Here is a 23,822-nt window from a genome sequence, read left to right as displayed (position 1 = left end):
TGAGCCCCTTATCACCGAATTACTTCTGGTAAATGATTTCGACGCCTTCGTCGTCGTCTTCGTCCCAGTCGTCATCCCAGTCATCTTCCGCTTCGGCTTCCACTTCCGCGATTTGCTCGCGGTGGTAGTCATCCCACATGAATTCGACTTTTTCCGGTGCGCTTTCTTCGATCGCCATCGCTTTCGGCTGGGTGTTGATGAAGTTCATCACGTCCCAGCACAGCGCGTTGACGCCTTCGCGGTTGGCGGCGGAGATCATGTAGTACTTCCCTTCCCAGCCCATGCCTTCCACAATCGCCTTGGCGCGTTCGGCGGCTTCTTCCTCACCAATCACATCAATTTTGTTGAACACCAGCCAGCGAGGCTTCTGCGCCAGATTTTCGCTGTATTGGTTCAACTCGTTGATGATGACTTTGGCGTTCTCCACCGGATCGGATTCGTCGATCGGCGCGATGTCCACCAGGTGCAGCAGCACGCGGCAACGCTCCAGGTGTTTCAGGAAGCGAATGCCCAGGCCAGCGCCTTCGGAGGCGCCCTCGATCAGCCCCGGAATGTCGGCGACCACAAAGCTCTGCTCGTGGTCCATACGCACCACGCCCAGGCTCGGCACCAGCGTAGTGAACGGATAATCGGCCACCTTCGGCTTGGCGGCGGACACCGCGCGGATGAAGGTCGATTTGCCGGCGTTTGGCAGGCCCAGCATGCCCACATCGGCCAAAAGCAACAGTTCCAGCAACAGGTCGCGCGCTTCGCCGGCGGTACCCAGCGTCTTCTGACGCGGCGCGCGGTTGACCGAAGATTTGAAACGGGTGTTGCCCAGGCCGTGCCAGCCGCCTTTGGCGACCATCAGCTTCTGCTCGTGGCGGGTCATGTCGCCGAGGATCTCGCCGGTGCCCTGATCCTTCACGCGCGTGCCGACCGGCACCTTGATGATGACGTCTTTACCGCGTTTACCGGTACAGTCGCGGCTCTGGCCATTCTGGCCGCGCTCGGCGCGGAAAGACTTCTCAAAACGGTAGTCGATCAGGGTGTTGAGGTTCTCGTCCGCCAGCAGGTAGACGTCGCCGCCGTCGCCGCCGTCGCCGCCGTCAGGCCCACCGTTGGGGATATATTTTTCGCGGCGGAAGCTGACGCATCCGTTGCCGCCGTCGCCTGCAACGACCAGAATCGCTGCTTCATCTACAAACTTCATTTACCGTCTCCGTAAATCATTCACCGGGCTGCTTCAAAGGAGCAACCAGGGGGGGTTCTGCCCGTCGCGGCCACCACCGGTGACCAATTGCGGAAAACATGGCGCCCGCCACAACCACAAACGCACCGACATAGCCGACAATGTTCAGCGTCGGCGCGGCGAATGCCTGGGGCCAGGCCAACGCCAATAAATCTGAAAACAGCAGGGTAAACAGCGGTGTCAGCGTCACCAACGCGCTTACCTGCGCCGCCTGCCAACGCGCCATCGCCTCTGCCAGCGCGCCGTAGCCGATCAGCGTATTGGCGCCGCAAAACAGCAAACACGCCAATTGCCAGCCGCTCAGCTGGAAAATCACCTCGGGTTTGGCCAGAGGGAACAACGCCATCGCACATAAAGTGTACAACATAACCAGGATCTGCGGCGAAGCCAGCCGGCGCAGCAACACCTTCTGCGCCACGCCGTAGCTCACCCAGACCATAGCCGCGCACACGCCCAGCATGACGCCCAGCGTGTAGTCCGTCAGCCGGGTGAAGATCTCTATCAGACTGACGTTGAAAAACAGCATCAGTCCGCAAATCAGCATCAGGGCGCCGATGACCTGGGTGATACGCATGCGTTCTTTTAAAATCAGCACGCTGGCGAACATCATGCCCACCGGCGACAGCTGGCCAATCACCTGCGACGCCGTCGGGCTCAGGTATTGCAGCGAGGAGCTGAAGAACACAAAGTTGCCCAGCAGCCCCGCCGTCGCGATCGCCAACAGCAGCAGCCAACGCGGCTGGCGGAACATCGTCAGCGGCGGCAGCTTGCCGCGCACCGCGAGGATCGCGCCCAAACCGATGGCGGCCATGGTAAAGCGATACCAGACAACGGTAAACGGCTCCATCACCACCAACACTTCTTTCATCGCAATCGGCAACGCGCCCCAGCAAACCGCCGTGGTTAACGCCAGAGAAATGCCAACGCCGACCTGCTGCTTCGTATCCATATCACCTTCGCCAACGCTGACGGGCCTGCCCTCAGGCAACCCATAAATGTAAAAAGCCCCGCAACGAATTGCGGGGCTTACATCTATTTCGTAAGGCTCGAAAAATTATTCAGCTTCGATGCTGATGAATTTACGATTGCTCGGGCCTTTAACTTCGAATTTGACTTTACCGTCTTTCAAAGCAAACAGAGTGTGGTCTTTGCCGCAACCCACGTTGGTACCAGCGTGGAATTTGGTGCCGCGCTGACGAACGATGATGCTGCCTGCCAGTACTGCTTCGCCGCCAAAGCGTTTTACGCCCAGACGTTTAGCTTCTGAATCGCGACCGTTACGAGTCGAGCCGCCAGCCTTTTTGTGTGCCATTAATCCGCTCTCCTAACTTAAGCGCTGATGCCGGTGATTTTAACGTCAGTGAACCACTGACGGTGGCCCTGCTGCTTACGGTGGTGTTTACGACGACGAAACTTAACAATTTTAATTTTCTCGCCACGACCGTGAGCAACGACTTCAGCTTTGATCTTGCCGCCATCGACGAAAGGAACGCCGATTTTGATATCTTCGCCATTAGCGATCATCAGAATCTGGTCAAACTCAACCGCTTCACCAGTTGCGATGTCCAGCTTTTCCAAGCGAACGGTCTGACCTTCGCTTACTCGGTGTTGTTTACCACCACTTTGGAAAACCGCGTACATATAAAACTCCGCTTTCCGCGTGCCCGACTGTGTTAGTTCAGAGCGCGCTATAAATATTCACAATAGGGCGCGAATTCTACGCAAAAAAGCAGCGCATGACAAGAGCAGAATAAGACCAGAACAAGAAAAAAGAAGAAAAAAAGCGCAGTTTCTTTCGTGGCGTTTATCTGAACCGTTTTTCAAGTACAATCATAGGGACAGTTACCGCCATGTACCGATGTGAGCAGCGATCTCAACGCGGTGAAGAGAAACACAGCTGAAAAAAATACAATGAACCTAGAGCAAATTACCGAGTTAACCGCGCAAGATATGGCGGCCGTGAACGCAACAATTCTCGAACAGCTGAATTCCGATGTCACGCTCATCAATCAGCTTGGCTATTACATTATCAGCGGTGGCGGTAAGCGCATCCGGCCGATGATCGCCGTCCTGGCGGCGCGGGCATTGGGCTATGAAGGCAGCAAGCACGTCACCGTGGCCGCCCTGATCGAATTCATCCATACCGCCACGCTGCTGCATGACGACGTCGTTGACGAATCGGACATGCGCCGCGGCAAAGCCACCGCCAACGCGGCGTTCGGCAACGCCGCCAGCGTGCTGGTCGGCGACTTTATCTACACCCGCGCCTTCCAGATGATGACCAGCCTGGAATCCCTGCGCGTGCTGGCGCTGATGTCGGAAGCGGTCAACGTCATCGCCGAAGGTGAAGTGCTGCAGTTGATGAACGTGCACGATCCCGACATCAGCGAAGAAAGCTATATGCGGGTGATCTACAGCAAAACCGCCCGTCTGTTCGAGGCGGCGGCGCAATCGTCGGCGATCCTGTCCGGCGCCAGCGCTGAGCAAGAACGGGCGCTGCAAGACTATGGCCGCTACCTCGGCACCGCTTTCCAGCTGATCGACGATCTGCTCGACTACAGCGCCGACGGCAGCACCCTGGGCAAAAACACCGGCGACGATCTGAACGAAGGGAAACCGACCCTGCCGCTGCTGCACGCGATGCACAACGGCGACGACGCCCAGCGTGACATGATCCGCGGCGCGATTGAGCAAGGCAACGGCCGTCACCTGTTGGAGCCGGTGCTGCAGGCGATGCAGCAATGCGGTTCGCTGGAATACACCCGCAAACGCGCCGAGGAAGAGGCCGACAAGGCGATCGCCGCGCTGCAGGCATTGCCGGCATCGGAGCACCGCACGGCGCTGGAGGGCCTGGCCCATCTGGCGGTGCAACGCGACTTTTAAGAAATTAATATTTCTTAAAAACCATCAGGCCCGCATACGCGGGCCTGCCTAGGTATTGCTCTCTTCGTCGATACGCGCCAGCAGGCCGCCGATCCCTTCCCGCATCAGGAAAGCCACCATTTTCTCGCGCTCGCTTTCCGTCAAATGGTAGTAATACTCGATCCAGACCGCCAGCGGATCCTGACGCTCTACGTCATATGCCGCCCCGTCTTCCTTCAGCACCAGCAGGTTACGCACGTCTGAAGGCAGGCTGTCGATATGGTACTCCAACGCTTTTCCCTGCACGCCTTTACGCCTGCGGCTGATCCAGCCTTCGCGCCGGGCCATCAGATTGATTCCCTGTGGTGAGGAAGGTAATCCTGCGATGCCTGTCAGTTCCTTGGCGGCAAACCACTCTTTTTTCATAGCCATCATCTCTGGGCAATAGTGGGCAACGTCATTTTTTGGAAATTACTTGGGTATTTTTTAGGAAATTTAATGGTATTCTGGTTTCCGAATAAGCGTTTCACGTTGTTCATGCGCTTAACCTTGACCCGTTAGTTATACCACTAACGCAACTTTGGCTAATCAGAAAAGGAATGTAAACATGAATTCAAGGAACCCAGATTGGCATCCGGCAGATATCATCGCGGCGCTACGCAAGCAGGGCACCACGCTGGCGGCAGTGTCGCGCAAGGCCGGATTAAGCTCATCGACGCTGGCCAACGCGCTGTCGCGCCCGTGGCCGAAGGGGGAATGGCTGATCGCCGAAGCGATAGGCGTCCACCCCTCGGAGATCTGGCCAAGCCGCTATTACGATCCGCACAGCGATTGCCTGCTGGATCGCAAGGCGCGCATCAAATCGTGAACGCGGAGCAAAAAAAACCGCCGGAACAGCGTCCGGCGGCGTTTATCGGCTGACTATCGGCGTCGATCAGTTATTGATGAACTTCTCGCCCAGTTCGATATCTTTGTGCAGCACGTCCAGCATCTCGTTCAGCGCTTTCTGCTCGAAGGCGCTCAGGGTGCCGATATCCTTGCGCTCTTCAACGCCGTTCTTGCCCAGCACCAGCGGCTGTGCGAAGAAGCGAGCGTATTTGCCGTCGCCTTCAACGTAAGCGCATTCCACAACGCCTTTCTCGCCCTGCAGCGCACGCACCAGAGACAGACCGAAACGGGCGGCCGCCTGGCCCATGGACAGCGTTGCAGACCCGCCGCCGGCTTTGGCTTCCACCACTTCGGTGCCGGCGTTCTGAATGCGCTTGGTCAGATCCGCCACTTCCTGATCGGTGAAGCTCACGCCTGGGATCTGCGACAGCAGAGGCAGGATGGTCACGCCAGAGTGGCCGCCGATGACCGGCACGTTCAGCTCTTCCGGCTGCTTGCCTTTCAGCTCGGCCACGAAGGTGTTGGAACGGATGATATCCAGCGAAGTCACGCCGAACAGTTTGTTCTTGTCGTAAACGCCGGCTTTTTTCAGCACTTCCGCCGCGATGGCGACCGTGGTGTTAACCGGGTTGGTGATGATGCCGATGCAGGCTTTCGGGCAGGTTTTCGCCACTTGTTCAATCAGGTTACGCACGATGCCGGCGTTAACGTTGAACAGGTCAGAGCGATCCATGCCTGGCTTACGGGCCACGCCGGCGGAAATCAGCACCACGTCCGCACCTTGCAGAGCCGGGGTCGCGTCTTCGCCGCTGAAGCCTTTGATTTTAACTGCGGTTGGGATGTGGCTTAAGTCGACGGCAACGCCTGGGGTAACGGGGGCAATGTCGTAGAGAGAGAGTTCAGAACCTGAAGGAAGCTGGGTTTTGAGTAGAAGGGCGAGGGCCTGGCCGATACCGCCAGCAGCACCGAGAACTGCAACTTTCATCCTATACTCCTTTATTATCTTAAATATATAAAGCGCCGTGAATGTGTTGGTTACGGACCTTAAGTCATTACACCTTTCAAAACAATAAATTAGCCAATTCTTGCCTGCAGGTGTAATAAAACGGCCGCTGTCGCGCCCATTTTAGATTAAATCGCTTACGCATGAAGGGCATAGCGCACACTAATCAAAAATAGTGCGAGGTTATTCACGAGCAAGTTAACCGGCCGTTACATTACACCCTTACGCAACATCAGAACAACATCATTTTAATAACATTTTATTTACCACTGCGGGCCGATTTTCCGTCGCCAAAAGGGCATATTCATCGCGGCCGGATTTTGTTAAAATGCCGCCCTTTCCTCGCCGCCCGGTCATGCTTATTTTCTTTGGGTCGGCCTTTGTTGCATAAAAATTCATCTATATGCATAATCATGACTTCCACTATCAACATTCCACGGTGCAAAATGCGTAATCCCGCAAAACAGGAAGATCTGATCAAGACGTTCAAAGCGTTATTGAAAGAAGAAAAATTCAGTTCTCAAGGCGAGATCGTTTTGGCGCTGCAAGAAGAAGGCTTCGAAAACATTAACCAATCCAAAGTATCGCGCATGCTGACCAAGTTCGGCGCGGTACGTACGCGCAATGCCAAAATGGAAATGGTGTATTGCCTTCCTGCCGAACTCGGCGTGCCGACCACCACCAGCCCATTGAAGAATCTGGTGCTGGACGTCGACCATAACGACGCCGTCGTGGTGATCCACACCAGCCCGGGCGCCGCGCAGCTGATCGCCCGCCTGCTCGACTCATTGGGGAAATCCCAGGGCATCCTCGGCACGATTGCCGGCGACGACACGATTTTCGTCACCCCGTCCAACGGCTTTACCGCTCAGAAACTGCATGAGGCTATTCTGGGCGTGTTCGAGCAAGAGCTGTGAAACCTGGCGCTAACAAAGTGCGGCTTTAGCCCGCACTTTGTTAGCGCTTCTTTAACTCTTACGTTACCTTTCCCGCCCTCAACCGCGTTTAACACTGCTTTTTTATCCCTCAGCAACACATTTCCATGACATCTACATGTAACCAGCAGTACCCACTGTGATCTTCCGCACTTTTGGTCAAAAGCACTTACCTTATTGAAATTACATAAATTTAACATCAAAAGATCGTTTTGTGAGCGTTTTTTATTCCTTACAGTTATAAAAAATAAGGATCATAAGGTTAAAGTTTCACTAGCAACTGTTAGCTAACTATTAATTTTTCGCGTTACTAGCTGTATACTCATTTTCGTGAACTGAATCACAGTTCGTTGGAACTGATAAAAGAATACGATGAGGTGAGATGATGAAAATTAAAGCTACCGTTGCAACCCTGAGCGTTCTGTCCATGCTTTCCTTTGGTGCATTCGCAGCACAATCTATTGATGCAACTCAGGCCGCAAAACTGCAACCGGCCGGTGTAATCACCGTGAGCGGCGTCGCCGCTGCGCCTTCCGACATCCGCCAGGCGCTGTCCGACAAAGCCGACGCCAAAGGGGCGACCGCTTACCGCGTAATCGAAGCCCGCAATGACGGCAGCTTCCACGCAACCGCTGAAATCTACAAATAAGTACCGGCATTACCCGGCAACGGGCAATACATCTCTGGAATCAAACGCTGTCATAACGGCCTTCAAGAATAAAAATCGCTGCCAAGCCCTTCCAGGCTGTTATGACCAAGGATCGCTATCATGAACATGAAAACTACTCTCGCTGCATTCGGCCTGCTGTCTGTCATCTCCTTCGGCGCCTCCGCCGCCCAGCTGGTGACTAACGATCAGACCGCCAATCTGCAATCTATCGGCACCATCACCGTCAGCGGCATCGACGGCGCGCCGACCGACATTCGCCAGGCGTTGTCCGACAAAGCCGACGCGAAAGGCGCGACCGCCTACCGCGTGATCGAAGCGCGTAACGAAGGCAACTACCACGCCACCGCCGAGATTTACAAATAACAACTCTGGGAACGGCTTTGCAGAGCTGATTACCCTCGTCACTGCCACTGCCGAGTTCTGACGCAAACGCCGATTTCCCAGAGACCCTCTCGTCGTCCTATCCGACGAACCCCGTTGCCCTCGCTCGCGAGGGCTTTTTTATGGGCGTAAAAAAGGCCGCGAATGCGGCCCTTGATGTGGCTGATGCGGCTGAGCGATCAGTAGGTGACTTTCGGTTCCTGCTTTTTCGCCAGCGCGTCCAGCAGACGGTCGTGAATGCCGCCGAAACCGCCGTTGCTCATCACCAGAATGTGATCGCCCGGCTGTGCGGTTTTTACCACCATGTCCACCAGCGTGTCGAGATCCGCGCTCCAATGCGCCGGCTGCACGCAGGCATCCGCCACTTCCGCCACCTGCCACGGAATGTGGTGCGGCTGGAACAGGAACACCTCGTCGGCGCGGCCGAGCGAAGGCGCCAGATCGTTTTTGCTGATGCCCATTTTCATGGTGTTGGAGCGCGGCTCCAGCACCGCCAGAATGCGCGCCGTGCCGCCGACCTTGCCGCGCAGCGCGGCCAGAGTGGCCAGGATCGCCGTCGGGTGGTGCGCGAAGTCGTCGTAGACCGTGACGCCGTTGGCTTCGCCACGCAGCTCCAGGCGGCGGCGGGCGTTGATGAAATCGCCCAACGCGCGGCAGGCGTCCGCCGGCTGCACGCCGACGTGGCGGGTGGCGGCGATGGCCATCAGGCCGTTATGCATGTTGTGCTCGCCCACCAGCGCCCAGTTCACTTCGCCGACCTGTTCGCCGTCGAGGAACACAGCGTAATGGCTGGCGTCCGGCGTCAGCTTCTGTGCGCGCCAGGTGCCCTCTTCCCCCACCAGCTCCTGCTCGCTCCAGCAGCCCATCGCCATCACCTGCTTCAGGTGGCTGTCGTTGTCCGGCAGGATGATCTTGCCTTTGCCCGGCACCAGACGCACCAGGTGGTGGAACTGTTTCTGGATGGCTTTCAGATCGTCGAAGATATCGGCGTGGTCGAACTCCAGGTTGTTCATGATCAGCGTGCGCGGGCTGTAGTGCACGAACTTGGAGCGCTTGTCGAAGAACGCGCAGTCATATTCGTCGGCCTCGATCACGAAGAACGGGCTGCCGCCAAGGCGCGCCGATACGTCGAAGTTGCCCGGCACGCCGCCGATGACGAAGCCGGGCTGGTAGCCGCAGGCCTCGAGGATCCAGGTCGCCATGCCGGCGGTGGTGGTTTTGCCGTGGGTGCCGGCGACCGCCAGTACCCAGCGATCGCGCAACACGGCATCGTGCAGCCACTGCGGGCCGGAAACGTAAGGGATGCCACGTTCCAGCACCGCCTCCACGCACGGGTTGCCGCGCGTCATGGCGTTGCCGATGATCACCAGATCCGGCGCCGGATCCAGCTGGGCCGGATCATAACCCTGAATAAGATCGATCCCCTGGTTCTCCAGCAGCGTGCTCATCGGCGGGTAGACGTTGGCGTCCGAACCGGTGACGTCATGCCCCAGTGAGCGCGCCAGCATCGCCAACCCGCCCATAAAGGTGCCACAGATCCCAAGAATGTGAATGCGCATAGGTTTCTCATGTGAGTGCATCGAATGTCGGCATATTCTAACGCTCAGAATCGTCCAGAAGAAATGGATTTGCCTATGAATAGCGCGCATCTTTGGGCTACACTGCACGCGAAAACGTTGGCGGTTTGTTAACAGGCCGCTATCCATCCGTAGATTCAGGGATTGTGTCATGAAAACGTTAGGCGAATTTATCGTCGAGAAACAGCACGACTTCTCTCACGCCACCGGCGAGCTGACCGCGTTACTTTCTGCAATTAAACTGGGCGCCAAAATCATCCACCGCGACATCAACAAGGCCGGCCTGGTTGATATTCTGGGCACCAGCGGGGTGTCCAACGTACAGGGCGAAGTTCAGATGAAACTGGACCTGTACGCGAACGAAAAACTGAAAGCGGCGTTGAAAGCGCGTGGTGAAGTTGCGGGTATCGCTTCCGAAGAAGAAGATGAAATCGTGATATTCGACGGCGAGCGAGCTGAAAATGCCAAGTATGTCGTTTTGATGGATCCGTTGGACGGTTCGTCCAACATCGATGTCAACGTCTCGGTCGGTACGATTTTCTCTATCTACCGTCGCATCACGCCGGTCGGCACGCCGGTGACCGAAGAAGACTTCCTGCAGCCGGGCAGCGCCCAGGTCGCAGCGGGTTATGTGGTTTACGGTTCGTCCACCATGCTGGTGTACACCACCGGTTACGGCGTCCACGCCTTCACTTACGATCCGTCTCTGGGCGTGTTCTGCCTCTCCCACGAGAAAGTGCGTTTCCCGGCGAGCGGCAACATGTATTCCATCAACGAAGGCAACTACATCAAGTTCCCTCTCGGCGTGAAGAAATACATCAAGTACTGCCAGGAGCAGGATGAAGCGACGCAGCGCCCTTACACCTCGCGCTACATCGGTTCCTTGGTGGCGGATTTCCACCGCAACCTGCTGAAAGGCGGCATCTACATCTACCCAAGCACCGCCAGCCACCCGCAAGGCAAGCTGCGCCTGCTGTACGAATGCAACCCGATGGCGTTCCTGGCCGAACAGGCCGGCGGTAAGGCCAGCGACGGCAAAAACCGCATTCTGGACATCACGCCGGTGAAACTGCACCAGCGCGCGCCATTCTTCGTCGGCACCAAGTCGATGGTAGAAGACGCGGAACGCTTCATCGCCGAAAACCCGGACGAGTAACGCGTTCTTTGCAAGGGTTCGGCGCCGCGCCGAACCCTTATCGCCTTACAGCTTGAACGCCGCCATGCTCTGCGCCAGCAGCTGAGCCTGATCTTCCAGCGAGCGCGTCGCCGCCGCCGACTCTTCCACCAGTGCCGCATTCTGCTGCGCCACCTGATCCATCTGCGCCACCGCCAGGTTCACCTGTTCGATACCGCTGCTTTGTTCGCGCGTCGCCGCCGAGATCTCACGCATCAACGCCGTCACCCGGCCCACTTCGCCGGTAATGCCGCTCATGGTCTGCGCCGCCGACTCCACCATCTGCTCGCCTTCCTGCACCCGGTTCTGCGACGCTTCGATCAACCCTTTGATCTCTTTCGCCGACTGGGCGCTGCGCTGCGCCAGATTACGCACTTCACCGGCCACCACCGCAAAACCTCGGCCCTGTTCGCCGGCGCGCGCCGCTTCCACCGCCGCGTTCAGCGCCAGGATATTGGTCTGGAAGGCGATGCCGTCCATCACGCTGATGATGTCGGCGATGCGGCGCGAGCTGTCGGTGATCGCCTGCATCTTGCTCATCACCTGGCTGACCACCTCGCTGCCCTGGTTGGCGATATCGGACACGCTCAGCGCCAGTTGGTTGGCCTGTTCGCAGTTCTCGGCGTTCATTTTCACCGTCGAAGTCAGCTGTTCCATGCTGGCGGCGGTTTCTTCCAGCGAAGCGGCCGATTCTTCGGTGCGCTGCGCCAGATGCAGGTTGCCGGCCGCCAGTTCGCGTGAACCGGTGTCGATCTGGCTGCTGGCGTCGCGCACTTTGCTGACCGAACTGGCCAGCGCCTGCTGCATGCGCTGCATCGCCCGCACCAGGCGGCCCATCTCGGTATCGCCCTCGCCGCGGATCTCGTGGGTCAGATCGCCGCCGGCGATGTGTTCCAGCTGCGCGATGGACTCGTCCAGCGGGCGCAGAATGATCACCCGCAGCGCGAACCAGGCCAGCACCGCCAGTAGCACGCTGAGCAGGCCCGCCACCACGATCAGCGTGATCTTGGTACTGGCATTGCTTTCCGCGTCATACACCTGCTGCGCGCCGAGCTTCATGGCGAAGCTGCGGAAATCGCTGAGATCCTTTTCAAACGCGATGCTCAACGCGGAGATTCGCGTCTCCTGAATGTGATAATACTCATCAATCTTGCCGGCCTTGATGGCGGCGGCCATCGGCTTCACACCCTGCTCCAGATAGGCGCGGTAGCTGTTTTGCAGGCGGTTGGAGAGTTCGCGGCCGCGCTCGGTCACGGTGCCGACGCCGACAAAGCGCGCCATTTCCTTGTTCGACTGCTCGAGGTAACCGTAGATGCGGCCCACGGTGGCGTCGGAGACATCAGTCTGGCCGATCTCCCGTTGGCGCACCGCCAGCGAGGCGGCGGTTCTGGCGCGCAGCGTCAGGTTGGAGCTGTTGGCCAGCGAGCCCAGCTCTTCGCCGAGGATCTGGTTTAAGGTATGGATCGAGCGCGATCCTTCGTTAATCGCGTTGACGCCAATAACGCTGACCATGATCAGCAGCATGGTCATCAGGCTCAGCAGGGCGATCAGCCCAGCCTTCACCGTAATCTTTTTTAGCATGAGTTCTTCCCGGCTTCAGAATAGTGAGATCAGACGTAGTAGGGGTGGCAAAACGCGGAGCCAGCTTTGCTGGCTCATTATTGTTTGTTGAAGTTATCGGCAGGCGGAGGCAAAACTTCATGCCGCGGCGGGATTAATCTGGAAATTCTCCCTGCGTCGGCGCGCGGGGTTTTCGACGATGAAAAGGGCAGGAAATCGCAAAAGAGTCCGCTATAATAGAACGACATTATATCTAACTAATTGATTAGTAGTAAAAAGTACTCCAACAATGGACATGCACGCTTTCAGTACATTTCACTTGTGACACCAAGGAGTATTTTCAATGGCATCTCTTATGCTGAGTCGACATGGGATCTGGTATTACCGAAAAGTTAATGTTCTTCCATCTGGTAAACGTAGAGAGATCCGGCGTTCATTGCGTACACATTCGAAATCTGAAACGAAAAAACGTATCGCCGAGTATCAAGAAAATCTTACTCCGCTCATGATGGATACTTCAAAGCAAGTGTTAACCCTGCTTAAATCATTACAAACACTGCAAGAGATAGGTTTAGAAGCCAAGGTGGTTCTCGTAAAGTTCCATCCCGCAAAACACCTAACATTGAGCAAGAACTTGATCAGTAATTAAAAATTAAGAAAAGTCAATTTCGATTACAAGAATTAGGAGCGATAGAAATTAAAATTCGGGGATGTCTTGCTTTTACTAATGATCCATTCAGTAAGCGGCAGGCAGCACTCTTTTATCGATCAACTTACGTCAGCGATTCCAACGCGTAACAAATACGTATCTAAAATTGGTGCTTTTTCCTCTGGATGAACAGACTAAGCGAGATTGAAATAAAAAATCCATTTCAAGGATTATCGTTCAAAGATAATATTCCATTGTTGCACTAGTTTCCACTAGCGATTATTGCTTGAATAATATCAAATTCCTGTCATAAAGTTAATAAGTAAACCTTGCCATGTAACATCTTGTTATGATAGCGTATCGAAGTAATAATCAATAGTCTGCAATCATATAGAAAACACATTGTTGATTTGGTGAAATATGAAAAATAGCATCATGGCTCAGGCATTATTGGATGCAATTAACTCCTCAGAGAGTGATAGTGCTATCGCTATAACTGAAATGCTTGTTAAGTCCAATGAACCTAAAAATATAGAGCTAGAAAGAAAGCAAAAATTAGTCCTTGAAGAACAATCTAAAAGATTTCCAGGGATTAAAAAGAAAATAGAAAGTAAAAAAGCAGCAGAAAAAAACAAGAACATACAAAGAAAAATTTCTTTGGAAGACAAGGTAGTTTATAGTTTATATAACCTATCCTCTCAACAGGTAGTTTCAAAGAAGAAAGACATTTTAAATTCTTTGAAAAATAACATTCATACAAAAAAGAAAATAGAATCAATGAGAGCTACCTTGGTTTTTCTTGATAAAATTTTAATGCAAAGGAACCATATTGACAGACAAGCAACATCCTCATTGAGAAAAATAAATAAAAGCACTTCATATATTCATCAAGGCTCATATGAATATATCTCTGGCATGACTGAAGAGCAATTAGAGGCTAGGCTTTTAAGAGAGAAAAGAAGAAAAGAATTGATTGAGGAAGAGGCTAGAATTGAATTATATAGAATGAGTCAAATTAACAAATACTCTTCTTCATCAACTAATTTAAATGAAAAGCCCGGCAAAGTTGAGGTTGCTAGTAACTTTGTTCTAGAGAAGGCAACCATCAAACATGAAGAATTAAAAACACATACCCTGAGTTTATCAAAAGTAGTTAAAAACCAAGAGTCACGATATTTCAATAAAGACTTGTACCAAGAATTAATTAAAAAAATGCCAGTGGGAGATGCTGCTAGGATATGTCTCAACAAAGAACTTACTTCACAGTATTATAATAATCACGTTATTGAGGGAGCGTTTAGTTACTTTAATACTTTAATGTATTTTATTGAGTGTAAAGATGCAGAAAGTAAAATTCATGCCATAGAGAGGGCAAGAAATAAAGAGTATTCTGAGAGCAAGTTAAGCACGTTTATATCTATGTATACATATAATAAATTTTATAATGAAAAATTAAACACCACGGAAAAAAAGTCACAAAATAAGATACATATTTTAAGAGTAAGAGGCAAAATAGAACCGATTAATTCACGAGGTATTGTCAAAAAAAGAATATTCTCAAAAGTCGTATACGTTGAGACTGTTGATGTAAAATTAAATGCTGAGAGCGTTGTTACAACTATTTCCCAGCGAGAACAATCGGCTCAAATTGATTTTAAACGTCGCATTGCAAATAATTTCTTCTACCGTTGTGCGGTTACAGGGCAGGTTCTCGTTAGCATTTTGCAAGCGTGTCATATTGAGGAGTACGCCGTTAATCATAACATGGACACTAGTAACGGGATCTTACTTTCTGCGGATTGTCATTACATGTTCGATAATGATGAGTTGGGGATAAATCCCGAAAATCTAACAGTTCATTTCAATGTCGAGTGTATATATTCAAATTTGTTTGAAGGAAAGAGAATAGGAAAGCATTCAATTGATTTAGATTTTAAAAAATTGAATAAAAAATGGGAGAGATTTTTACATAACAAACATAAAGGGGTACGTTGACATGGCAGGAATAGATGAGTCCAATAGGCCATGTTTATATGGCCTATTGGAAAAAGATTAGAACCTTAGAGGTATGATGTTGTTTTTTTCATCACTTATGTTGTATGGTGCGAAAATCCTGAAGGTATCCATAGTAAGCCCTAATTTATCAGCAAGCATTTCAACTGTTATTCCCAATTCACGATGCATAACTTCTAATGCATCACGCAATAACTCAGGATCACTATCGTTGATTAAGTCATTGTAAGGCTCTTTCTTTGTATAACCTTTATTGTTTAAGAAAATGTTTAATGATCTATAGTCTACAGCAGTAATTAAATTTAGAGAGCGGGCCCGGTAAATAATCATTTTAGCGCTTACTTTCCATGCTAATGTAAGCTCAATTATTTTTCTAATTATAGGTTTAGAGCCTACCATGCATTTTTGAAACTCCTTCACAAATGCAATTCTTGGAAACAGAAATGCACTTGCAAACATATCAGCTTCCTTCTCTGTTTTCGAATCACCAGTCTCAATACCTTGATGCAAAATTAAATGTCCGCACTCATGGGCAAGATCGAATCTCATACGGCAAGTATTGTCTTTAGCTGTGTTCCTTATGACAACTGGGTATTTTCTATTCATTGACAATGCGTCAACTTTATCTGACGGATCATCAATAAAAACAACTATAGCCCCAGCTGATTCTAGTACCCTTGTCATACTATCTATCGGGGAGTTTAACCCAAGCCCCCAGTGTAACCTGGCTTTTTCAGCAGCTTTCTCAATGATTGAAGCGTCAAATGCTTTTGCACTAATGTTATACTTTTCCAAGATATCAAAGTCAGGCTCTGGCAATTCAAGCTGTTCATGTAAATTAGATACAAGCTGTTCAAATATAGTACCAAACGCTAAAACGCGATTAGCTACATTGACTGGTGTGGTCTTTCTTTTTCTAAAATGGCATTGTTCAGACTTTACTTCTGTTTCTAAGGGTTTAAAGAAAAAATCTTCTTTAACCCCTAAGAATTCTGCCAGTGCTTTTGCAACATCGTCACTAGGGTTTCTTGCACCACTTTCAAGCTGATGGATATTTTGGCGAGTCACACAAGCTGCATCACCAACCTCTTGAAGTGTATAACCTTTCAAGAGGCGAGCTAAGCGTAGACGATCACCTATAAATTCAGCGAACATAAGTTACTCGTTGTTTAATGCTGTTGTTGCTTGATCGTCATCCTGTTTTGGCTTCTTAGGAGACACTTTAGGTTTAGGGATCTTGACGGATTTATCAATTACGTCATCTTCATTATTAGATGTGCCAATTGTAGACAGGAGAGGGACTAAACCATCTAATGGAATTTCGTAAGCAGATACTTGTACACCATCTAGATAACCTGCGAATGTTACAGATTCGGCATATTTAAATTGATCAGTTTCAACAACAAAGTACCAAATAATTCGAGAGTAATCTGGATTATCTAGTTCTAGAAGAGACATCTGCTTCACTGCTTCTGAACAAGGAATTTGGCGTCTTTCTTCTATGCAGCTAGGGCTTCCTTTGTAAAATCTGACAGGAGTCTTACCTATCGCAAAAGTGAATTTGCCACCTTTACGAACTATTGAAAGAAACGGCCAAATCTTTTCTACAAGCACTGCCTTGTTGATGCGGCTACGACAGCATTCATATGCTCTGAAGCCCAAAGATTGGTTCGTATCCCCCAGATCTTCATCATGAAGATCAACGACAGAGTTGCGAACTTCAGCAATAAATTTGGCAACAGTGATAAGGTGCTGTTTTTCTAAAGCAGGGTTTAATTCCCAAGGCATTTTCGGTGTCAAAATTACTTCTCCTAGTGTAGCTCTATCTGTTCTTTGTCGGGTACTCTCATAGAGTATGTTTTTTATTGTTAATTTGTCAACATAAATGTAAAAAGTTAACTTAAAACTATTTTGTTAACAAAGCATCAAAAACGGAACGTTTGTGACACCACAGATGTGACCTGCTTCGAAAGATTGGTACGAACAAATCTTGCACTCTGTTAGTTGCTTTTCAATACTTCCGTAAGCTCTAACAAGCAACCAAACCCACAGCAACATAGCCACTAACCTGTGACTTCAGCTCTGGACCGAAAAGTGGTACATTTTGTGTGTACTATGCAGTACTGGTGCAGCTTCATGTCCCGAAAAATGAGAGTACTTTGAGGACGTTTTGGCTATAATAGCCGCCACTCCATTTCTGGTTTGATGATTAAAGGAAACCGACATGAGCTTGAATCTGGTCCCTGCTGGCAAAGACCTGCCGGAAGACATCTACGTAGTAATCGAAATCCCGGCCAACGCCGATCCAATCAAATACGAAATCGACAAAGAAACCGGCGCGCTGTTCGTTGACCGTTTCATGTCCACCGCGATGTTCTACCCGTGCAACTACGGCTACATCAACCACACCCTGTCTCTGGACGGCGACCCGGTTGACGTGCTGGTCCCAACCCCATACCCGCTGCAGCCGGGCTCCGTGATCCGCTGCCGTCCGGTTGGCGTGCTGAAGATGACCGACGAAGCCGGTGAAGACGCCAAGCTGGTTGCGGTACCGCACAGCAAGCTGACCAAAGAGTACGATCACGTGAAAGACGTGAACGACCTGCCAGAACTGCTGAAAGCCCAGATCGCTCACTTCTTCGAGCACTACAAAGATCTGGAAAAAGGCAAATGGGTGAAAGTGGAAGGCTGGGCAGACGCTGCCGCAGCTAAAGCGGAAATCATCGCCTCCTTCGAACGCGCTGCCAAGAAGTAATGCCTGCCGCCGTCCGATGAAAAAACACCGCTCAATGAGCGGTGTTTTTTTTCTTACTGTTCGTCGAGACGCTTCAGCCAGTCACCGCTGGTAATTCGCGGGTAACCGTCCACGCTGTGTTTGTACAGGTAGATCCACGCACTCCCATAAGGCGTCTGAATCAGCTCGCGCTTATAGTCCTTGGTGTTGCTTTTCAGTTCGTCCAGCTCTGCCAGAATCGATGAGTTAATACGATACACCTCGCAATGTATCGTGCCCTCTCCAGGGATCGCCGCCGGGTAATGGCCCAGATTATAAATCTGATAGCCTTCGAGCTCGTGCTCGCCGAGCCATTGGGCGTTGGTCATCCAATGGCTGTTTCCCTGTTTGCGCCGTAAACTGCCGTAGACAATTATTCGCATCGCTAAAACTCAAACTGATAGAGCAAATCTAATGCCTGGTCGAGACCAGACACCGCTTCAAGATACAACTTAGGCATCAGGCGATAACGCAACGTCAGCGTGGCCAAGGAGTCGAAGATGCCCACCCCATATTTTACTTGTAAGCCTGGGAGAACATAGCCGCTCACGACAACCTGGGAACTGTCGCCAACCCCCTGAGTGTCCAGAGCCAAATTACTCACGCCGAATGCCTCGCCGATTTTACCCACAAGTTGACCACTTTGTGCAACCCCCATGCCGATTAACATCGAGGTCATGGCGTTACCGTCGGCGCCGGAGCTGCTCAAGCCCTGGCCGCGCAGCAGATAAGACAGGGCTTCCTGTTGCGATTTGGCCGGATCGGAGAACACTTCCAGCTTCGGCGCATCCGCCAGGCCGGTCACGCGCACGCCGGCGGTCACATCGTCCTCGGTGGATTCCGGGTTGCGGATCGCCTCGATATTCAGCAGCGGCTGATCCGGAGGGCCGGAGAACATCAGCTGCCCTTTACGCACGATCAAATCCTGACCATAAGCATGGAAGCGGCCGGAAGGGATGTCAATCTGGCCGTTGAGGCCCAGCCCTTTCTTGTCCTGCACCACCTTCAGGTCGCCCTTCAGACGGGCTTTCAGACCAAAAGCGTCCAGCCGCACGTCATTGCCGACGTGGATCATCAGATTGCTGTTGATCGGGATCGAGGCGGTCTTCGGTTGAATCGGCTTCAGCTGGTCGTCCAGCATCACCTCGTCGGAAGAGACGCCCACCGCGCTTTCCGGCAGCTCCTGCACCGTGATGCGCGCCCAGGGAATGTCGACCTTGCCGTTGAGCGAGAACAGCTGCGGCGTGGCTTCGAACACCAGATCCGGCGACACGTCGATGCGGATCATCGGCGGCACCGTCACCCGCAGCTTATCGCCCTTGGCGGCAATGCGCGCACGCCAGGCGTTGATATCGCGCCAGTCGGCGTCGCCCGCCAGATTCAGCTGGCCGCGCGTGGTGCTGAGCAGCCCTTCCAGCGTCGAGGTCATGCCGTTGAAATTCACCGCCAGCCGCGCGTCGGTCATATCGAACGGCATCCAGTGCCCCTGCACCTTCGCCCGATCCAACGCCAGGCGCCCGAACACCAGCGGCTTCTGCGCGCTACCGCCCAGGCGCAGATTGGCGTTCAGCATGCCCGCCGCGCTTTCGCCCTTCATCAGCGCCGGGTTGATCAGCGCCAGTGAGATGTTGGTGATATTGACGTTGCCGCTGATGGTGCGCCGCACCTGCGGATCCGCCACCTGGATATTGCCGTCGAACTGGCCGTTGTTGGTCAGCTTGATCCGCCAGTCGGCCAGCGCGCGACCGTTGTTCAGGCCGGCGTTGAGGGTCAGCGTGTCGAAGGCGATCGGCAGCGCGTTGCCCTGCACCTGCTGCACCACTTTGACGCCGTTGCCGGCCAGCGTGACTTTCGCCTCCGGCAGCGCGCCGCCCGGTTTCCAACTGACGTCGGCCCGGCCAGTGAACACCCCGCTCAGGGCGGTTTCCGGGCCGAGGAACGGCTTGATCATCGCCAGATCGAACCGGTTGAGCACCACGCTGGCCTGGCCGCTCTGGCCGGCTTCAATGGTCTTGGGCACGCACAGCTCGGCGTTCGGGTTCTGCCAACAGTGCGGCCCGACGCTGATTTTCTGCTCGGTGTTCAGGTAGTCCAGCGCGATGGCGCGCGTCAGGCGCCATTCCCCGACCGGCGTATCGAAGCGAGTGTTGTTCAGATTGCCGCGCCAGCGCTGCTGCTGGCGATCGAAACTGCCCTGCAGCGCCAGCTGGCCGGAGACCGGTTTGCCGTCGATCTTCAGCTGCAGCTGGTGCTGCTTCTCGCTGCCCTTGGCGTCGAGGGTCAGCAGGCTGACCTCCAGCGCATCCTGCTTCAACTGCTCAACGCGTACCGCCAACTGCCCCTGAATCTGATCCGTGGAGCGCACGTCGCCGTCTATTTTCACGCGGTTGATGCGCAGCGCCTGCCACTGCAGGCCGGATGCGGTCAAATCAGCCAGCAGCTGCGGCGCCTGCAGATTGCCGCGCAGCTTCAGCAGCCCTTTGGCGATGCCGCCCAGGCCCGGCAGCGCGCCGTCCAGACGCGGCGCGTCGATGTTGGCGTCCAGGTTCCAGCTCTTCTCGTCCAGCTGCCCTTTGACGTTCAGTTGGTTACGCCCCAGTGCCAGATCGATGCCGGGGATTTTCCACTGCCCGGCGGCGTTGCCGCTCAGCGTACCGCGCGCCGTGACCTTGTTCTGCTTCACGTTGCCGTCCAGCTGCAGCACCGGCACCTGCAGTTGCCAGCTGCCGCCGTGCAGGCTGCCGCGCGTGGTGATCTTGCCGTCGAGTTTCGCCGGCCATTCCGGCCACTGCTTGGCGGTATTGATGCCGCTCAGCGTCAATTGCGAGTTCCAGCTGATGGCCTTGCTCCAGTCCACCAACGCGGTGAGATCGGTATTGCCCTGCAGCGCCGCCAGGCGCAGGCGCTCCAGCTTGAACTGCTCGACGTTGCCTTTGCCGTCCAGCGTCAGCACCGCCGGCGGCAGATCCTGGCCTTTCAGATTGGCGCGCGTCGACAGCGCGTAGTCGGTCGCCTTGCCGTTAAAGCGCAGGCGGAAATCGTTGACCTGATACTGCGCCTCGCCGCTCAGCGGCCATTTCAGCTGCTTGCTCTGCAACGTCAGCGCCAGCGGCAGGCCGGCTTCGGCCAGCCGGGTTTGCACATCGAGCTGGGCGCCGACCGGGCCGGACAGGTTCAGCGCCACCTTCAGCTCGTCACGTAGCCCGCCGCCGACGTTCAGCTTCACCTTCTCGCCCTTCAGCGGTTCGATGTTCAGCGCGCTGTTGGCGGTCAGGGACACCGGCCAGTCGCCGGTCAGTGTCGCCTGCCCCTGCAGCGACAGCGTGCCCTGCGGCGACTTCACGTCGAAGTTGTCCAGCTGGATATGTTGATCCTGCGTGCTGGCCTGCAGCAACAGGCTCGTGATCAGCACGTCGGTATCGCCGGTCAAGCGCAGTTGCTCGCCGCTGATCTCTTTGACGGTGATATCCAGCGGCAGGCGGATGTCCGGCAGATCCGGCAACAGCGGTTTGGCGAACAGTTCCTTCAGCGTTTCGCCCAGCGGCTTCTCTTCCGGCTGAGGTGCCGGCTTCGCCGCGTCGGTAACCTGCTCGCCGACCTTTTTCGCCACCTCGACCGCCGGCTGCACCGCTTCCGGCAGCGGGTTTTGCGGGGTTTTCGGCAAGGCGATCAGCAGCGAGCCGATCTTGGTCGGCATCAGCGTCAGCGCGCGCTCTTGCCACTGCGCGCCGGTGCGGAACTCGGCCAGCGAGATGGCGGTGTCGTCGACGGTGACCTTGACGTTGTTCAACGCCAACAGGCGCAGCGTGATCGGGTAAGGCGTGCTGAGATTGGTGGTCGGCTCACTGCTCTCCTCCACCGGCGCGGAAGGCGCCATCTCTTTGGTGTTCACCGCCACGTCCACATCCTGGGCGGTCAAGGCATTGACGCACAACGAGCTGCGCTTAAAGCAGGAGAGATCGAGCGACAGATGGAACTGCCCGGCGTTGACCGTCACGCCCGGCATCTGATACTTCACGCCCTTCAGCGTCAGATCGCGCCAGCCGCCGCTGACGCCGGCGATCTCCAGCCCCGGCACCCAGCGCGCCGCGCCGTTGATGACCATATGCAAACCGGTGGTGGTGCCTATCAGGAAGGCCAGGCCGCCGATCAGCAACAGCAGAACGACCAGAAATCCGAGACAAATCTTTTTAACCAGGCTCATAGTTCAGGCCCCAAACCGATGTAGAACTGCATCCCGTGGGTGTCCTTGTCTCCCACAGGCGCGGCGATATCCAGCTTCACCGGCCCCACCGGCGACTGCCAGCGCACGCCTACGCCGGCGCCGGTCTTGAAGTTGCTCTTCTTGATATCGTTCACCGCTTCACCGGAGTCGACGAACATCGCCCCCCACCATTTGCCGGTCACGTTGTATTGGTACTCCAGCGAGCCGGTCAGCATCTTGGAGGCGCCGGTCAGCTTGCCGTCGTCACCGCGCGGCGAGATGTCTTTGTACTTGTAGCCGCGAATGCTGCGGTCACCGCCGGCGAAGAAGCGCAGATCCGGCGGCACCTTGTCGAAGTCGTTGGTTTCTATCCAGCCCACCTGCCCGCGCGCCACAAAACGATGCTTGTCGGCCAGGGTGCGGATCCAGACGTTCTGCGCCTGCATCAGCGCAAAGTCCACGCCGGAGCCCCAGGAGGTGTCGGACACGTCGATAGAGTAGCGCTGGCTGTCGCCCCAGGTCGGCATCAGACCGCCGCGCGAACGGGTGCGGCTGAAGCTGACGCCAGGATACAGCAGCATGGTGGTGTTGCTGACGTTACCCTGGGTAAAGTTATCCCAGCGCCAGGTCAGGTTGATCGCCCGCTGCCAGCCGCTGGAAAGATCCCAGTTGCGCGAGGCCACCACTTTGGAGGTGACGGACTTGGTGTCGTTAAGATCGACGTTCTTGAGGCCGCCCTGCAGCAGGTAATACTGCTCCAGCGGGTTCTTCAGCAACGGGATCTTGTAGGTCAGATCCAGCTGCTGCTCCGGTGCCGACACGCTGGCGCTGGTTTCCAGACTATGCCCGCGATCGTTGAGCCAGGGCTTTTTCCAGGTGCCTTTCACCCGCGGGCCGACGTCGGTGGAGTAGCCGATACCGGTTTCGACGGTGTTGCGCGTGCGCGGCGTCACCAGCGCGTCCAACGGCAAAATCTTGTTCTCTTTGGCATCGTTGAAATCAGGGGATACCACCACCGAGTTGAACCAGTTGGTGGCGGACAAACGGCGGTTCAGCTCGGCCAAATCCTCCGAACTGTAGTAATCCCCCTGATGAAAGGGCACCAGATTTTGCAGATAGTCTTCGCGGATTTGCGAACCGGTGAATTTCACCTTGCCGAAGCGGTAACGTTCGCCGCTGTTGAAATCGATATCCCAAAACGCCTTGTGCAGATCTTCGGCCACGCCGAGTTGGCTTTTGGTCATGTCGGCGTCGAAGTAGCCTTTGCGCAGCGCCAGGCCGGTGAGCGAGCCTTTGAAACTGTCATACTTGCCGTGGTTGAGGATCTCGCCGATGGTCGGCCGCCCCTTCTTCACCAGCGCCAGATAGTCCTCATCGGTCTTCGCGCCGCCTTCCAGCACGATGTTGGCGCCGGCGATACGCACCGGTTCGCCCGGATTGACCTTGGCGTGCAGCACCGGGCGCGACATCCCCGGCCGATCGTCCAGCGTAAACTCGATGGTCGGCTGGTAATAGCCGAGCGCGCGCAGCCCCTGGCGCACCGCCTCATCCACCCGCGCGCGGAAGCGCCCGTCGGTGCCGACCTCTTCAGGCGTGATCGACGACAGCCGCACCCGGACGTTTTTTTCCAACTCTCCGCTTAACCCCTCCACCTGCAAGCGCACGTTGGCCGCATAGGCCGCAGGTGCCGCAAGCAACACAGATATCAAGCACATGACCGGGTACTTTGGCACGTGTTCTCCTTATTGATTTTACTTTCCTGTTATGGTGTTCGCTCCGGGGCCAGGGCAGACTCCGCGCTATCATGACGGCAGCCCTCTTCAACCTTGTTCCGGACGCCGCCCGCCGCGCTGCCACCACCGCGCAACAGGCGAATTCTTCACTTTTGGCGCTCAAAATACT

22 protein-coding genes are annotated in these 23,822 nt (G+C 54.3%); 9 read left to right on the top strand and 13 right to left on the bottom strand.

Translation table 11 applies throughout. The annotated features are described in order from the left end of the window. Positions 1–19: 19 nt before the first annotated feature. The 4 genes from cgtA to rplU all read right to left on the bottom strand — a co-directional run bounded on the left by cgtA (position 20) and on the right by rplU (position 2,872). On the bottom strand, positions 20–1,192 hold the full coding sequence (gene cgtA / locus ACJ8IM_RS09170; protein ID WP_004933553.1) for an Obg family GTPase CgtA: 1,173 nt from the start codon (positions 1,190–1,192) through the stop codon (positions 20–22). A gap of 16 nt (positions 1,193–1,208) precedes the next feature. Continuing rightward, positions 1,209–2,180 carry a DMT family transporter gene (locus ACJ8IM_RS09165; protein WP_033655296.1) on the bottom strand — a complete coding sequence of 324 codons (972 nt, stop codon included), beginning with the start codon at positions 2,178–2,180 and terminating at the stop codon, positions 1,209–1,211. A 105-nt stretch (positions 2,181–2,285) separates the two neighbouring features. Further along, the gene (rpmA, locus tag ACJ8IM_RS09160) at positions 2,286–2,543 is read right to left on the bottom strand and encodes a 50S ribosomal protein L27 (RefSeq protein ID WP_004933559.1); all 258 of its coding nucleotides are present in this window, start codon (positions 2,541–2,543) and stop codon (positions 2,286–2,288) included. Between the two features lie 17 nt (positions 2,544–2,560). Then, positions 2,561–2,872, bottom strand: coding sequence for a 50S ribosomal protein L21 (gene rplU, locus ACJ8IM_RS09155; protein ID WP_004933561.1), 312 nt, complete (start codon positions 2,870–2,872; stop codon positions 2,561–2,563). A gap of 270 nt (positions 2,873–3,142) precedes the next feature. Between rplU and ispB the strand changes: the two genes are divergently transcribed. Then, positions 3,143–4,114, top strand: coding sequence for an octaprenyl diphosphate synthase (gene ispB / locus ACJ8IM_RS09150; RefSeq protein ID WP_033636815.1), 972 nt, complete (start codon positions 3,143–3,145; stop codon positions 4,112–4,114). 48 nt (positions 4,115–4,162) lie between these two features. Here ispB and ACJ8IM_RS09145 read toward each other — a convergent pair whose 3' ends face one another. Further along, positions 4,163–4,519, bottom strand: coding sequence for a DNA-binding protein (locus tag ACJ8IM_RS09145; RefSeq protein ID WP_033655297.1), 357 nt, complete (start codon positions 4,517–4,519; stop codon positions 4,163–4,165). A 181-nt stretch (positions 4,520–4,700) separates the two neighbouring features. On the opposite strand from ACJ8IM_RS09145, the gene ACJ8IM_RS09140 reads away from it, so the two are divergent. Beyond that, positions 4,701–4,961, top strand: coding sequence for a helix-turn-helix domain-containing protein (locus ACJ8IM_RS09140; RefSeq protein ID WP_033636812.1), 261 nt, complete (start codon positions 4,701–4,703; stop codon positions 4,959–4,961). Between the two features lie 66 nt (positions 4,962–5,027). Here the strand turns inward: ACJ8IM_RS09140 and mdh are convergent, their stop codons facing one another. Further along, positions 5,028–5,966: a malate dehydrogenase gene (mdh, locus tag ACJ8IM_RS09135; RefSeq protein WP_033636811.1), complete on the bottom strand. Its 939-nt coding sequence runs from the start codon at positions 5,964–5,966 to the stop codon at positions 5,028–5,030. 464 nt (positions 5,967–6,430) lie between these two features. Between mdh and argR the strand changes: the two genes are divergently transcribed. From argR to yhcN (ACJ8IM_RS09120), 3 genes are all read left to right on the top strand, one after another. Further along, the gene (gene argR / locus ACJ8IM_RS09130; protein ID WP_004933572.1) at positions 6,431–6,901 is read left to right on the top strand and encodes a transcriptional regulator ArgR; all 471 of its coding nucleotides are present in this window, start codon (positions 6,431–6,433) and stop codon (positions 6,899–6,901) included. A 403-nt stretch (positions 6,902–7,304) separates the two neighbouring features. Next, positions 7,305–7,568 carry a peroxide/acid stress response protein YhcN gene (gene yhcN, locus ACJ8IM_RS09125; RefSeq protein ID WP_033638655.1) on the top strand — a complete coding sequence of 88 codons (264 nt, stop codon included), beginning with the start codon at positions 7,305–7,307 and terminating at the stop codon, positions 7,566–7,568. A 120-nt stretch (positions 7,569–7,688) separates the two neighbouring features. Continuing rightward, positions 7,689–7,952 carry a peroxide/acid stress response protein YhcN gene (gene yhcN, locus ACJ8IM_RS09120; protein WP_033648684.1) on the top strand — a complete coding sequence of 88 codons (264 nt, stop codon included), beginning with the start codon at positions 7,689–7,691 and terminating at the stop codon, positions 7,950–7,952. A gap of 197 nt (positions 7,953–8,149) precedes the next feature. Here the strand turns inward: yhcN (ACJ8IM_RS09120) and mpl are convergent, their stop codons facing one another. After that, positions 8,150–9,529 (bottom strand): UDP-N-acetylmuramate:L-alanyl-gamma-D-glutamyl-meso-diaminopimelate ligase, encoded by a 1,380-nt coding sequence (mpl, locus tag ACJ8IM_RS09115; protein ID WP_033636810.1) that lies wholly within the window; start codon positions 9,527–9,529, stop codon positions 8,150–8,152. A gap of 169 nt (positions 9,530–9,698) precedes the next feature. On the opposite strand from mpl, the gene fbp reads away from it, so the two are divergent. Continuing rightward, on the top strand, positions 9,699–10,703 hold the full coding sequence (fbp, locus tag ACJ8IM_RS09110; protein WP_004933587.1) for a class 1 fructose-bisphosphatase: 1,005 nt from the start codon (positions 9,699–9,701) through the stop codon (positions 10,701–10,703). Positions 10,704–10,748: 45 nt separating this feature from the next. On the opposite strand, the gene ACJ8IM_RS09105 is transcribed toward fbp, so the two are convergent. Continuing rightward, on the bottom strand, positions 10,749–12,302 hold the full coding sequence (locus tag ACJ8IM_RS09105) for a methyl-accepting chemotaxis protein (RefSeq protein ID WP_033655298.1): 1,554 nt from the start codon (positions 12,300–12,302) through the stop codon (positions 10,749–10,751). Positions 12,303–12,624: 322 nt separating this feature from the next. Between ACJ8IM_RS09105 and ACJ8IM_RS09100 the strand changes: the two genes are divergently transcribed. Together ACJ8IM_RS09100 and ACJ8IM_RS09095 are read left to right on the top strand one after the other, a co-directional pair. Further along, positions 12,625–12,930: a hypothetical protein gene (locus ACJ8IM_RS09100; RefSeq protein WP_144337661.1), complete on the top strand. Its 306-nt coding sequence runs from the start codon at positions 12,625–12,627 to the stop codon at positions 12,928–12,930. A 420-nt stretch (positions 12,931–13,350) separates the two neighbouring features. Then, positions 13,351–14,925, top strand: a complete 1,575-nt coding sequence (locus ACJ8IM_RS09095) for an HNH endonuclease signature motif containing protein (RefSeq protein WP_072265371.1) — start codon at positions 13,351–13,353, stop codon at positions 14,923–14,925. 57 nt (positions 14,926–14,982) lie between these two features. On the opposite strand, the gene ACJ8IM_RS09090 is transcribed toward ACJ8IM_RS09095, so the two are convergent. Together ACJ8IM_RS09090 and ACJ8IM_RS09085 are read right to left on the bottom strand one after the other, a co-directional pair. Continuing rightward, a complete protein-coding gene (locus ACJ8IM_RS09090) occupies positions 14,983–16,098 on the bottom strand; it encodes an XRE family transcriptional regulator (RefSeq protein WP_033654904.1) in 1,116 nt (371 codons plus the stop codon). 3 nt (positions 16,099–16,101) lie between these two features. Continuing rightward, positions 16,102–16,743: a peroxidase gene (locus ACJ8IM_RS09085; RefSeq protein ID WP_144337658.1), complete on the bottom strand. Its 642-nt coding sequence runs from the start codon at positions 16,741–16,743 to the stop codon at positions 16,102–16,104. Between the two features lie 424 nt (positions 16,744–17,167). On the opposite strand from ACJ8IM_RS09085, the gene ppa reads away from it, so the two are divergent. Further along, positions 17,168–17,698, top strand: a complete 531-nt coding sequence (gene ppa / locus ACJ8IM_RS09080) for an inorganic diphosphatase (protein WP_004933594.1) — start codon at positions 17,168–17,170, stop codon at positions 17,696–17,698. A 53-nt stretch (positions 17,699–17,751) separates the two neighbouring features. On the opposite strand, the gene ACJ8IM_RS09075 is transcribed toward ppa, so the two are convergent. From ACJ8IM_RS09075 to tamA, 3 genes are read right to left on the bottom strand one after another with little or no spacing between them, the layout of a single operon-like run. Beyond that, complete coding sequence (locus tag ACJ8IM_RS09075; protein WP_033648686.1) at positions 17,752–18,099, bottom strand: gamma-glutamylcyclotransferase family protein; 348 nt, start codon at positions 18,097–18,099, stop codon at positions 17,752–17,754. Between the two features lie 2 nt (positions 18,100–18,101). Continuing rightward, positions 18,102–21,920, bottom strand: a complete 3,819-nt coding sequence (gene tamB, locus ACJ8IM_RS09070; RefSeq protein WP_033654903.1) for an autotransporter assembly complex protein TamB — start codon at positions 21,918–21,920, stop codon at positions 18,102–18,104. Continuing rightward, positions 21,917–23,635 carry an autotransporter assembly complex protein TamA gene (gene tamA / locus ACJ8IM_RS09065; RefSeq protein WP_194243329.1) on the bottom strand — a complete coding sequence of 573 codons (1,719 nt, stop codon included), beginning with the start codon at positions 23,633–23,635 and terminating at the stop codon, positions 21,917–21,919. Before tamA ends, tamB begins: the two co-directional genes overlap by 4 nt. Between the last annotated feature and the right edge of the window lie 187 nt (positions 23,636–23,822).

Source organism: Serratia sp. CY33525 (assembly GCF_052169115.1).
Lineage (GTDB): Bacteria > Pseudomonadota > Gammaproteobacteria > Enterobacterales > Enterobacteriaceae > Serratia > Serratia sarumanii.
This window is presented reverse-complemented; position numbering and strand designations above follow the sequence as displayed.